The sequence below is a fragment of the Pseudophaeobacter sp. 1A09344 genome, assembly GCF_041008745.1.
Lineage (GTDB): Bacteria > Pseudomonadota > Alphaproteobacteria > Rhodobacterales > Rhodobacteraceae > Phycobacter > Phycobacter gallaeciensis_A.
Genome location: NZ_JAXGFS010000002.1, coordinates 187,729 through 199,892 on the forward strand (window position 1 = coordinate 187,729; position 12,164 = coordinate 199,892).

At 59.4% G+C, this 12,164-nt stretch carries 8 protein-coding genes, 1 tRNA gene and 1 pseudogene; 8 read left to right on the forward strand and 2 right to left on the reverse strand.

The window, feature by feature from the left end:
• Positions 1-184: 184 nt before the first annotated feature.
• Positions 185-270: transfer RNA gene (locus tag SM765_RS04055), tRNA-Leu, on the forward strand.
• A 108-nt stretch (positions 271-378) separates the two neighbouring features.
• Here SM765_RS04055 and SM765_RS04060 read toward each other — a convergent pair.
• Positions 379-648: a hypothetical protein gene (locus SM765_RS04060; RefSeq protein ID WP_274834783.1), complete on the reverse strand. Its 270-nt coding sequence runs from the start codon at positions 646-648 to the stop codon at positions 379-381.
• A 92-nt stretch (positions 649-740) separates the two neighbouring features.
• On the reverse strand, positions 741-2,264 hold the full coding sequence (locus SM765_RS04065) for a fasciclin domain-containing protein (RefSeq protein WP_274837407.1): 1,524 nt from the start codon (positions 2,262-2,264) through the stop codon (positions 741-743).
• 597 nt (positions 2,265-2,861) lie between these two features.
• Between SM765_RS04065 and SM765_RS04070 the strand changes: the two are divergent.
• The 7 genes and pseudogenes from SM765_RS04070 to SM765_RS04100 all read left to right on the forward strand — a co-directional run.
• Positions 2,862-3,241: pseudogene (locus SM765_RS04070) on the forward strand (transposase); the annotation flags it as partial.
• Positions 3,242-3,791: 550 nt separating this feature from the next.
• A complete protein-coding gene (locus SM765_RS04075) occupies positions 3,792-4,511 on the forward strand; it encodes a sugar transferase (RefSeq protein WP_274837406.1) in 720 nt (239 codons plus the stop codon).
• A gap of 40 nt (positions 4,512-4,551) precedes the next feature.
• A complete protein-coding gene (locus tag SM765_RS04080) occupies positions 4,552-5,718 on the forward strand; it encodes a glycosyltransferase (protein WP_274837405.1) in 1,167 nt (388 codons plus the stop codon).
• Positions 5,715-6,536, forward strand: a complete 822-nt coding sequence (locus SM765_RS04085; RefSeq protein ID WP_274837404.1) for an AAA family ATPase — start codon at positions 5,715-5,717, stop codon at positions 6,534-6,536. The genes SM765_RS04080 and SM765_RS04085 overlap by 4 nt, the downstream gene beginning before the upstream one ends.
• Positions 6,537-6,720: 184 nt before the next feature.
• A complete protein-coding gene (locus SM765_RS04090; RefSeq protein WP_368981415.1) occupies positions 6,721-8,955 on the forward strand; it encodes a DNRLRE domain-containing protein in 2,235 nt (744 codons plus the stop codon).
• 90 nt (positions 8,956-9,045) lie between these two features.
• On the forward strand, positions 9,046-10,563 hold the full coding sequence (locus SM765_RS04095) for a lipopolysaccharide biosynthesis protein (protein ID WP_274837402.1): 1,518 nt from the start codon (positions 9,046-9,048) through the stop codon (positions 10,561-10,563).
• Positions 10,563-12,104, forward strand: coding sequence for a nucleoside/nucleotide kinase family protein (locus SM765_RS04100; protein WP_274837401.1), 1,542 nt, complete (start codon positions 10,563-10,565; stop codon positions 12,102-12,104). The genes SM765_RS04095 and SM765_RS04100 overlap by 1 nt, the downstream gene beginning before the upstream one ends.
• The last annotated feature ends 60 nt before the right edge of the window (positions 12,105-12,164 follow it).

The following is a 12,164-nucleotide window of genomic DNA, read 5'->3' on the forward strand; positions in this document are numbered from 1 at the left end:
TGCGCGCATAAAAACAGATCGATGCCGCGCTCCGGCGCACCTCTGTGCGCAATGCGGTCCCAAAAACGCTTGTGCATGCGTGAAAATCTGCATACGAAACATGGTGTTGAAACGCGCTGTTTGAGGTTGGTCTGGGGGTCGCTCTGTTCAGGCCCCAAAGCCCGCTTCACACTCGGCGCCGGATGCGGGCGTGATGGAATGGTAGACATATCAGACTTAAAATCTGAAGGGCGTATGCCCGTGTGGGTTCGAGTCCCACCGCCCGCACCATTTGACTTTCGGAGGTAGACAGAAAACGTAACGTCTTGAACGGCATGGTGGTTATGCAGTTCGAAGTCCGATTTCGCGTGATACACTGGTGGGGTCTGTAAAGGCCATTCACAATACCATTCTCTTGAGTTCGCAAGAACCTTTTTCCAAAATCTTCCAAAAGCTTGCCAATAAATCCATGGACGGTTTGAGCATTTCGTCGAATTCCCCCGCTGGAGCAGCTTGATGGGCAAGCTTCTCTCCCAAGGTGGCGGTTTCAGACAGCCCCGGTCGCGCTGTTCTGTACCATGGCAAGGGAAGGTCTCTCCTTCCGCGATGTCTTTCGCCAATATCACCTTGGCACATTGTGATGCCGCCGTGAGGCGGCATCCATGCCATCAACAAAGCCGCTGAACAGTCCGGACATCCAGAACCGCTACATCCCCCGCCCGGATAGGCATCCGGCCGGGGACCATGGTTGTCTTGCCCCTTCAGAGTATAAAATCGCCTTCGTCCAACGAATGCCCGCGAAGGCCGAGGAGCGTAATCTCCGTGTCACCGAGGTCAATCTCGGTACGGAAACCCCGCTCGCTGATGGCCCCTTCGATCTCATCGAAGCTTTCGAAGCCATACGCGCTGAGGTCGATCTTGTCCTTGCCTGAGCGGAAACCAACAATCAGGTCGTGACCGTCGTCCTCCGCGAAGACGAAGGTGTCCGCTCCCCTGCCGCCAAAGAGATAATCATTGCCCTTTCCTCCGTCGATCAGGTCATTCCCTCGGCCGCCCTTTATGAAGTCGCTGCCAGCTTCGCCCTTCAACGTATCGTTGCCGCTGCCACCGAAAACCTTGTCACGCTGTGCACCGGCCAACACCAGATCGTCACCCGCCCCGGCAAAGACGATGTCCTTGCCGCCCTTTGCATCGATCAGGTCATTGTCCCGCCCCGTGCGGAAAAAATCGCGTCCATCATCAGCAATCACGAAGTCAACGTCGTTCGCCCCATCAGTTGGCAACAGGTCGACAGGCAGAAGAACGCCGTCCAGGACGTGAACGACACCGTTAGAAGCCTGAAGATCGGTCGCGATCAGGTTGGGGTTCGAAAGATCCGGATCGGCATCGACAAGACTGAGGCCATCGAGCGTAAGTGTCCCGCCTTGCAGCGTCTCCACCTCTCCAGTGGCAATCACCTGGCTGGCTTGCAGGCTCTGGCCCGCTACGTGGTAGGTCAGAACGGTGGACAACAGCTCGATGGGGTCATTGCCTTCATTCAGCAAGCGCAGGGCATCGACCAAGTAACCAAAAGCGCCTGCTTCGTCACTTCCCTCATACCCGAGGGTCTGGGACAGACCGACAAACGCGGAGTCAGTCGGTGCGAACACTGTGAAATCCTGGGTGTCGTCGTCCAGAACCCCTGCAAGATCGGCGGCAATCACGGAATCGCGCAGAATGTCGAAGTCTGCGCCGTTGCCGTCAAAGCCCTCCGCACCACTCGTTTCGAGCACGAGACCGGTAACGGTCGGGGCATCATTGTCGGGCAAATCAATAGGCAAGAGTACCCTGTCGATCACATGCACCACGCCATTGTCCGCCATGATGTCCGTTGCAATCAGCGAGGGATCAATCAGATCCGGTTCGTTGTCGCCTAGCGTCGGCAATTCGGAGGCATCAATAATGCCGCCTTGCAACGTCGTCACGGATCCGGCCGCAGCAATATCGCCGGAGGACAGTGACCCAACCGAAACATGGTAGGTCACCACAGCTTCGAGCGTGTCCGCACCCAGCGTGCTAAGGAATTCAGTCACCGCGACGGCGTCGGTCGTATCCCCTGCGAAGCCAAGATCGGTGGCCAGTTGACCAAAGGCCGCATTCGTCGGCGCGAACACGGTGAGATCTGCAGCCGCGTTGTTGAGGGTGTCGATATAGGCAGTCCCTTTCTCAGCATCGATGAACTCGATCACTGAGACAAGAATGCTGAAGGTTGTATCGCTTGATGCGATTCCTGCAATGGTCGTCATGGTCTCTCTCTCCCATTTACTCAGACGCACAGAAGGCCAGCATGCCTCCTGTCAGCCCTAGAGCTCGTTATCGCTAACTTCGGCGGGAGCACCTCTTCGATCTCGCTTATGACGCCTTTCCAGTCCTGATGTCGGCGGTGGTGACACTCGCAGTCTGCAAGGCCACGCCCCCTCGGCTCCGAGCACTCTTCGGCGACTTCGGTCAAGGCGGTAGCCATTGCGGTGATAGTGCCACGAGATAAGCAGTTTCGGCAAAACGTGTCCGCTTTGGTTATGCACCCTTGGTTACGGCCACTCTCGGTGAGCGGATCAATTCGATCAACAAAACGTGATCATCAAACGTAGCCGACGATCTGGCAGCACGTCGAAGCTTCGATCTGAGAATCATCCTATTGGCATTGCGCCTTACGGAATTTCTGCAAACAAGGCGCCATGCGTTTCCTGCCCATCTGAGCACTGACCGCTTTCCGCTCCTTGCCGCCGCTCACACACGGCCAGACTAAATTGTCGCCTATATGGCTGTTCCTCTGGATCAATGTCATGGATAAGCCTCAGATTGGTTCAAAGCGGATATCTAGGCGTCGAAACAACAAGAGGCGTGGCCGCCTGATCAGACGCACCAAGGGCGACACGAACACGAAACTGCACGCAGTTTGCGACAGCAAAGGACACCCACTGAACCTGTTCGTGACAGCGTGCCGGGCTCATCAAATTTGGATTGGCGTCTTGGTGATCGCGGGCACAACGCCGATTGATTCAGAGAAGCGTTGCAAGATAACGGGATCCGCACCTGCCCCCCAGGCAGGAAGCAACAACAGACTACAGCAAGATACGAAAAGCGCCGCCACAAACAGCGCAACCACATAGAGATCACGTTCGGAAGACTGAAGGACTGGCGGCGTGTCACAAATAACTATGACCGTTGCCCGAATGTCTTTTTCTCGCCAATCGCCCTGGCCGCAACCGTCACATACTTCTGCAACTCAATGCATCCTGAACCTCGTCCAATCGGCTCAATCAGTGGCTGTCAGCGGGACGCTCGACACGCACCGAACACGATGTCTCCCCCTTGACACTCCTTGCGCACGTCTATGCTTCGGTTTGCACCCACATATCCTTACCCGGACATCCCACGCAAATAGATTGCGACAGGAATATGTCAGATACGTGTCAAATTTATGACTAAATGATTGACTCATTCTGGGAAGTCTGTCACCGTTTAGAAACTGTGACTAATTCTACGGAGGATTGCGGGGCTCACTAATTTTCTTGAGCCTTTCCGTATAATAATAATACAGGCGCAATCCCGTAAATCGAAGAAACTATCTCGGCCCTTCTTTTGCCGAGCGTTTACGGTGAATTAAAAAGTACAAGAAGAGATTACGGATCAATCTTCGGATCCGACTGCAATCACTCCAAATCTAAAATGCATGCGACACTTCGCGTATCGCGGGAACGCCTTTATTTGGCGTTGAACGCTTTTAGTTGGCGTTGGAAGTACAATTCCTCGCCAAGGGGAGATGTATTATGTTTCGCGCACCCAAAGACAAGAACTATTTCAGCTATTCGAATACGAGTTATGCCCCCGCCGTAGGCACCAATCCTATCGGAAAACTCGGTCGAACGACGCCGACCCATCTCTATGCGCTGTGGGGCAAAAGGTGCTTCGACATCGTCGGCGCTTTCCTGCTCCTGCCACTAGCTCTACCCCTCATCGTGATTCTGGCGGCCTTCGTCGCCATCGACGGAAGCAAGCCGATCTACTCACACCGCCGCGTCGGCAGGAATGGCCGCGCCTTCCCTTGCTTCAAAATCCGCACAATGGTCGCTGACTCGGAGGCCCGCCTCAAGAAGCTTTTGCGCGAAGATCCGGCAGCAGCAGCCGAATGGAACAGGGATTTCAAACTGCGCAAAGACCCGCGGATCACGCGCTTGGGCCGGATATTGCGGAAGACGAGCCTCGACGAGCTGCCGCAGATCTGGAACGTCATTCGCGGGGATATGAGCCTCGTCGGGCCACGCCCGGTGACCAAGGATGAACTGCCGCTCTACCGGCATGTCATCGACAGCTACATAAGCGTACGTCCCGGCATGACTGGCTTGTGGCAGATTTCGGGTCGGAACGATATCAGCTACGAAGAACGGGTCGAACTCGACCATCTCTATTCTAAAAACCTGTCGCTTCTTGAGGATCTCAGGATCCTGTTCATGACCTTGCCGGCGGCTCTCCGGATGACGGGGGCCTGACCTTGAAAACGCTTGAGACACACAAGAGCGGGGCGGTGGAATGAAGATCGTCCATATCCTTACCCGCCTTCTTCGCGCCGGATCCGAGGAAAACACGCTGCTGACAGCCGCCCGCCATGTCACCGCCGGGCATGAGGTGATCCTTATGCATGGCCGTGACGTACTGCCCGAATTCGCACGGGCGCTCGCCCCGGGAGCAGAGCTTGTAGCGGTGCCCAACCTGGTACGAAACCTCAGCCCGGTTCAGGACCCGGCTGCTTTCCTCGAAATCCGTCGTCTGCTGAGGGAAATCCAGCCCGACGTGGTGCATACGCATCAGTCAAAGGCCGGCATCATCGGCAGGTTCGCCGCAGCATCGGCCCGTGTTCCGCTTGTCGTGCATGGCGTCCATATCCTGCCATTTCTCGGCGTCGGACCAGCCCAAAAGGCCGTCTATCTCGGGCTCGAACGGGCCACGGCGCGGATGACCGATGGCTTCATCCATGTCAGCGAGGGGATGCGGCGCGCCTGCCAAGACCACAAAGTCGGCGCAAGCCGACAGCACTTTGTCGTCCCCTCCGGCTTCGAGCTCTCGCGGTTTCGGCAGGCCGTGCCACCAGAGGGCTGGCGCGATCTTCTCGGGCTCGGCTCAGACGCCCCTCGCCCGGTCGTCATCGCCATGCTTGCCGTGCTTGAACCGCGCAAACGGCACCTCGAACTCCTGCGGGAAATCGCGATTTTTCTCAAACAGTTACCGGAGCTGCACCTCGTCTTTGCAGGGGATGGGCACCTTCGGTCAGCGATTGAGGACACGATCAGGGACCTCGACCTTGAAAACCAGGTCACGCTGCTTGGATACCGCACCGATCCCGAACGGATCATCGCCATGGCCGATATCTGCATCCACACCGCCGAGCGCGAAGGATTGCCGCGAACGGTGCTGCAAACCCTGACAGTGGGGCGGCCGGTTGTCCTGTTCGATCTGCCCGGCATCGAAGAGATCATTACCCATGGCGTGAACGGTTTCATTGTCCCCCAGGAAGACTGGGAGGGTTTCCGTGAAAGGCTCGGACAGCTTGTCTCGTCTCCCGAGCGGCGGGCGGCGATGGCTGCCGAAGCCCGCGCCACGCCGCTGGACCGTTGGGATGCCGATTTCATGGCGAGGCGGACGCTTGAAATTTACGAAGAGCTGCTGCCGCGCAGCCTGCTCAGGGAGGCCCCTGCATGAACCAATTGCCTCACTCGCAGCGATCAAGGATTGCCACCGCGCCGGGACACGGGCTGATGCGTGGGCTGAAGGTCGAGTTTTTCGGCTTGCCCGGGTCGGGAAAGACGACTGTTGCGCGCGAAGTTCACGCGGCACTGGCACGCAGACACCCTGACCTGATCTTCGCCCCCGATTTTTTCAGGGACGAAGCAGGCAAAACAACCCGTGCGGCCGCGAAGCTGCGTTTGATCCTATCCAACCTTGGCCATGACGGCGGCAGCCGCAACGCAGTAAGACAGACTCTGGCGATCCAGCAGCCGCATTTGCGAGACAAGCTCCGCGCCGTCTCCACTGTTGCCACGATCATGGCGTTCTATGCTCGGCTCGAACGCCACGGCATGAGCGCGGTCCTCGATCAGGGGTTGCTGCAAGCGCTCTGGTCGGTCCAACTGCGCGCCCTGAATGGCGACACCCAGTCGCTGATGGGTGACGGGTTATCTGGTGCGGTCACCAACAGCCGCATCTACGTATCGGTCGCAACCCCAGCAACGATTTGCGCCGACCGCCTTGCTGCCCGGCACTCGAAGCATTCGCGGCTGCAAATCCGAGACGCCACCGACGCCGAACGCACGTGGGAGAAAGCGGAATTCCTGCGCCGGTCTCTTCTCAACACCCTAACGGCCGTCGGCCACGCGCGCGGCATCGCGCCCCGGATCATCACCGTCGACGGCACCGCAAGGCCAGACGAGACAGCGCACCAGATCGTGACGCAATTGCTGGCAGACGGGACCCGACGGGTGCCACGTCGGCGCATGGAAGAAAGGGGGCTGCATGCATAACAATAATTGGCGCAACACGACGCACAATTCCTCATCCCTTGACCCCAAAAACCCCATTCATCGGGCTCTCGAAAAGCGCCCTGATGCAAAATCCTTCTCAGATTCTCGGAAACATTGCAATTGTATAGCCTTTTACTTTTGCCTTTGGGTTCGGGGAAATGTTGCTTGTTAAATAGGTGAAAAAATGTCGACAACTGCAAATAAGAAATATCTATATGACTTTGATGACCCGATAGACGCCTTTATTTGGAAAAATGCGTCGGATGACCGTTATGATTCCACCCCCGATGTCCACGTCGACGGTTTCCACAATTTTCCGGGCGAAACACTGGGCTTCGTCAACTTCTCGAATGCATTCGGGGACGGTGAAGACCAAATCCCGTTCGGACCGATAATTTCCTCTATTTGGACCGGCCTGGCAAACTGGAACTGGGACACCACCGGCGTTTGCAGTCTGACGGATAACAGCAGCGCGCACCGCTCCTCCGGCGGTCTTTTCTCCGGCACCGGTGTCATTGAGGTGATGCGGAGCCTGCAAAGCTGGTCTTATGGCATTGAGAGTTTCGGCTGGCTGTTCGGCAGCAATGGCAGCACCGACCGGAGCGTCCAATTGCATGAGGATGACGTTACCCCAACCTATACGATGATCGACCAAGCCGCCGCGGCTTATGTTCCTACGGCTGAGAATGCCGCAGAGGTGACAACCAGCTTCCAGCAGAATGTCGGGGGGTATTTGGGGACGATCGACACCTACATCCGGGAAAGCCGCGCGGACAGAAGCTATGACACCAAGCCCGTTGTCTATGTCGATGGCGCCGACAAGGCAGGCGGCGAGATGCAGGGGCTCATCCAGTTCTCGGAGATCTTCGGAAACGGGCCAGGGCAGATTCCACTTGGCGCGACGATCACCTCGGCGACCCTGACGCTGGTGCTGTCCAACGGCACCAGGGATTCGGTGGCGTTCCACCTCATGGCGGAAGATTGGACCAGCCAGCCGGAAATGACCTGGAGCGGTTTCGGCAACGGCATTCAGACGGATGACGTGGAGGCATTTTCGACCCCCGATGTTGCGCTCAGCCGCCTCGACAAGGGGACCGAGCTGATTGATGTGACGCATAGCCTGCAAGCGTGGTCCGATGGGTTGGCCAACAACGGCTGGCTGATGACTGTCGGCGGCGACAACGGTCTGCGCTTCGGATCATCCGAGAGCGGCACCGCCCCGACCCTGTCGGTGACCTACTCTATCCCGACCGATCCTGTGCCGGGTATCACGGTCACCGAAAGCGATGGATCGACGATCGTCACCGAGGACGGAGAAGGAGACAGCCTGTCGGTTTCGCTGCAAACTGCGCCAACTGCGGACGTGACGATCACAATCTCGACCTCGGGGCCGGATGATATCGGGTTCACGCCCCAAACCCTGACCTTCACCTCCGAAAACTGGCAGACATCGCAAACGATCCTGCTCAGCGCGATCGACGACACGATTACCGAAGGGACAGAGAATTTCACCCTGATCCTGACGACCTCAAGCCCCGACACCGCCTATGATGGCAGGACGTCCAGCGTTTCGGTTTCGGTGATCGACAACGACGCCGTGGTGCAGCCCCTTTCCCCCGCCGTCGTCGCAATCCATAACACGACCGACTATTTCCCCGGCGACCCCTCGGGCTATGGATCAGGTGATCCTTCCGGCATTGCCTATGTGCCCGAACTCGACCTGCTGTTCATCGTGGATTCCGAGCATAACGAAAGCCCGTATTACAGCCCCGTGAACCTGTTCGCGACCCGGCTCGACGGAACCTATGTCGACGCCTTCTCGCTGATCAGCTACAGCGATGAGCCGACGGGAGTGGCCTATAATCCGTTCAACAGCCTTCTCTACATCACCGACGACGACGCCAATAAAATCTTTATCACCGATCCGAATGACCCGACGGTCCTGCTCGGCCAGATTGACGTGGGCGCGCTCGATATCAAAGACGCTGAAGATCCGGTGATTGATCCTGCGACGGGCCACATCTTTTTGCTCAACGGGTCGAGCCGGGAACTTAGCGAACTATCCGCAACTGGTGACCTGGTCGAACGGACTGTTCTGCCAAGCGAAATCGAAGATGCCGAGGGGTTGGCCTACGATGCAGCGCAGGATGTCTTTTATATCTCAAGCGGCAGCACGCGCGGCACCATCTTTGAAGTGGACCGCGAGTACAACATTCTCGCCTCGACCGACCTGCTGAACGATTACAGAAGCCCGATCACTGGCGGCAAGCCAAAGCTGAAGGGGCTCGAACTCGCGCCGAGCAGCGACCCGAATGACGGGGACAAGATGTCGCTTTATGCCGTCGATTACGGCTACGACCAGGAACCGGACGGGCGCCTGTTTGAAATCAACCTGCACAGCGATTGGGCCATTGCATGACAGGCCAGCGGGTGACGGAGAAACAGGTGACTGGCCAGCGGGTAACTGGCACCAAAGCCGATATCCCCCGTGTTTTTGGAGCGTGACGCGATGACGGGCGGACGAAAACTCACCGAAACGACGATTTCCGGCTTCGGCTGGACCTCGCTGGCGGTCGGCGCGCGGGCGCTGCTGCAGGTGATCGCGATTATTTTCCTGGCGCGGCTGCTGGCGCCTGAACAGTTCGGCCTCTTCGCGGCGGCGATGGTCGTCGGCGGCTTCTGCGCGATCATTTCCGAACTCGGGGTCAGCCCAGCCATCGTTCAGCGCTCCGCGCTTGAGCCCCGGCATATCCGCACAGGGTTCACGCTGTCGGTGGCGATGGGGCTGGTCGTGGGGCTGGTCGCCTATCTCCTGGCGGATGCGATCGCCAGTTTCTTTCAGATGCCCGAACTGGCGGGAGTGGTGCGGATCATGGCACTCGGTTTCCCACTACGCGGCCTCGCGACGGTGGCTGAGGCGCTAGCCCTTCGCACCTTTCGCTTTCGCTGGCTCGCACTGGTCGAGGCGGGGGCTTTTGGGCTCGGCTTCATCGTGGTGGCACCGGTACTCACGCTGATGGACTTCGGGGTCTATGCGCTGGTCGGCGCCTACCTGACGCAGAATATCGCCCGGACACTGATACTGCTTTTCGGCCAACCGCATGAAAACCGGCTCATGCTGGAATCGCGTGCCGTCGGTGAGCTTCTCTATTTCGGCACGGGCTTCACCATCGCCAAGTTTTGTAACTACTTCGCGTCCCAGGCCGACAACATGGTCGTCGGGCGCTGGCTTGGGCCGGTGGCTCTTGGGCTCTACGGTCATGCCTATCAACTTATGGCCGCGCCCGCGATCTTGGTGGGGCAGGCTCTCGACCGGGTGCTGTTCCCGACCATGGCCAGCGTCCAGAGCCAGCCCGAACGTCTGGCCCGAGCCTATCGTGGCGGTATTTTCGCCTGTGCGACGGTGATGCTGCCTGCCGGTGTCGTCATTGCCATCCTCGCCCCCGAAATCGTGCACATCCTGCTGGGGCCGAACTGGGCGAGCGCGGCGGTGCCGCTGCGCTTCCTTGCCCTCGGGATGCTGTTCCGCACCAGTTCCAAGATCAGCGACTCCATCGTGCGCGCCACCGGCGCCGTATATGCCCGGGCCTGGCGCCAGGGTGTGTTCGCCATGGCGGTCTTTGTCGGCGCGCTGTCCGGGCAGCAGTGGGGGCTGATCGGCGTAGCGATCGGTGTCCTATGCGCCCTCGCCCTCAATTTCCTGATGATGGCGCAGCTTAGCCTGCGCCTGTCCGCCATGAGCTGGCGAACCTTCGGGCAGGCGCATCTGCCTGGCGCGCTTCTCGCGTTGATCCTCGGCGGGAGCAGCTTCACCATCGCAACCGGCCTGCGGGGCACCGGCGCGGGATCAGTTCCGGTCGTCGGCGGCACGGTCTTGGTTGCCGCGCTGCTGGTGCCGCTTCTGATCTGGATGCGCCCGCAGCTCTTTCTCGGGCCGGATCGAGAGCGCCTGCTGCTCGCCCTCGCCAATGTCGGCCCCATGCGCATGCGGCGCGGCATCGCACTGCTTCAAAGGCGGGTATCGTGATGAAAGATGATCGTGAAAACCTGCTGCAACGCGCGACCTGGGGCGGCGCGCCGGTACCCGAAATCGGCCTCGCGGTAGTGCAGCGGCTTCTTGACCGCCTGCATGCTGCCGACCTGCAGTACTGCCACTGGAAAAGCAATGAACACCTGGGTGCCGGGATGCGGGGCCTCACGGATCTGGACGTTCTGGTGGAACCGTGGCGCGGCGACGATTTGCAGCGCATCCTCGGCGAAAGCGGTTTCCGCCGGTTCCAGGCGACCGCGCTTACCGCCTATCCGGCGGTCGAGGATTATCTCGCCGTTGACGACGCGACCGGAACGCTGGTTCACCTTCACCTGCATCACCGCCTCACGCTTGGCCAGAAGCACCTCAAAGGCTACCGCCTGCCTTGGGAAGCGCAGGCCCTCGCGACGCGCAGGTTTGACCCCATTCACGGCGCCTATGTCACCGCCCCCGAAATGGAGCTTTTGCTGCTTCTCGTCCGCGACGCCCTCAAGCGGCGGATCAGAACAACCGTTGCCGCATGGATCCGTGTCAAAGGCGGGAACGATGATTTCGAACGCGAGTTCGCCTGGCTGGTCGAGCGCGCTGAAGCTGATGCGGTTGTCTCGCTCGCTGCCAGGCTGATAGGACCGAAGACCGAAGCGCCACTGCGCCGTATCCTTGCAGACGGGGCCCGACATTCCGACCGTGCGGCCTTCGCCAAGGTGGTGCGTGCCGCGCTGCGCCCGCATCGGACCTACGGCGCCATCTCGGCAGCGCTGTTCATGAAGGTGCGGGAGATCTTCTGGATTCTCGGCGGATTAAGCCGCAGGCGGTTTCACTGGGCGATCCCGCTGCGCCGCACATCGCCACGGGGCGGTATTGTTGTCGCCTTTCTCGGCTCCGACGGAGCGGGCAAGTCGACGATGCGCGCCGACACGATGTCCTGGCTTGGGCAGAAACTCGACGTGGTTCCGATCTATTTCGGAAGCGGCGACGGTCCCGGTTCGCTGCTGCGACTGCCACTGCAGATCGCCCGGCGCCTTGTCGACCGACGCGCCGCGAGCGGCACGCCAAGCCAGCGCCGCAGCGGTTTGCGTGGGCGTCTCAGGGCCGTCGCGCTGATCCCCTGGGCGCTCAGCCTCAGCCTTGAGAAACGCGCGAAGCTGCGGCGGATGATCCGCGCCCGGAACCGTGGTCTGGTGGTCATCTGCGATCGCTACCCGCAAGACCAGTTCCAAGGCTTCAACGATGGCTGCCTGCTTGGCCGCTTTGCAAGCTCGTCCTCCCGCCTTGCCCAGGCGCTGGCACGGTGGGAAGCCCGCGCCTATGCCGACGCTCGGCTTTACCCACCTGACGTCGTGATCAAGCTCATCGCCTCGCCCGAGGTGGCATTGTCCCGCCGCCCCGAGATGAGCGCTGAGGAAATCGAAAACCGGATCGACGTGGTCCGCGCCCTTCGTTTTCCCGACGAAACGCTGGTGGCGGAAATCGATGCCGACCAGCCTCTTGACGAAGTTGTTCGATCCGTCCGCCGCGTGATCTGGAAGGTCCTGTGATGCATACCGCACCAAACCGCCCTGCCGAAACACGGTCGCAGCCCCAGACCCGAACATGGC

Coding starts and splice junctions, on each gene's coding strand:
- SM765_RS04060 (WP_274834783.1), bottom strand. CDS start 648: ATGGCATGGATGCCGCCTCACGGCGGCATCACAATGTGCCAAGGTGAT.
- SM765_RS04065 (WP_274837407.1), bottom strand. CDS start 2,264: ATGACGACCATTGCAGGAATCGCATCAAGCGATACAACCTTCAGCATT.
- SM765_RS04075 (WP_274837406.1), top strand. CDS start 3,792: ATGTTTCGCGCACCCAAAGACAAGAACTATTTCAGCTATTCGAATACG.
- SM765_RS04080 (WP_274837405.1), top strand. CDS start 4,552: ATGAAGATCGTCCATATCCTTACCCGCCTTCTTCGCGCCGGATCCGAG.
- SM765_RS04085 (WP_274837404.1), top strand. CDS start 5,715: ATGAACCAATTGCCTCACTCGCAGCGATCAAGGATTGCCACCGCGCCG.
- SM765_RS04090 (WP_368981415.1), top strand. CDS start 6,721: ATGTCGACAACTGCAAATAAGAAATATCTATATGACTTTGATGACCCG.
- SM765_RS04095 (WP_274837402.1), top strand. CDS start 9,046: ATGACGGGCGGACGAAAACTCACCGAAACGACGATTTCCGGCTTCGGC.
- SM765_RS04100 (WP_274837401.1), top strand. CDS start 10,563: ATGAAAGATGATCGTGAAAACCTGCTGCAACGCGCGACCTGGGGCGGC.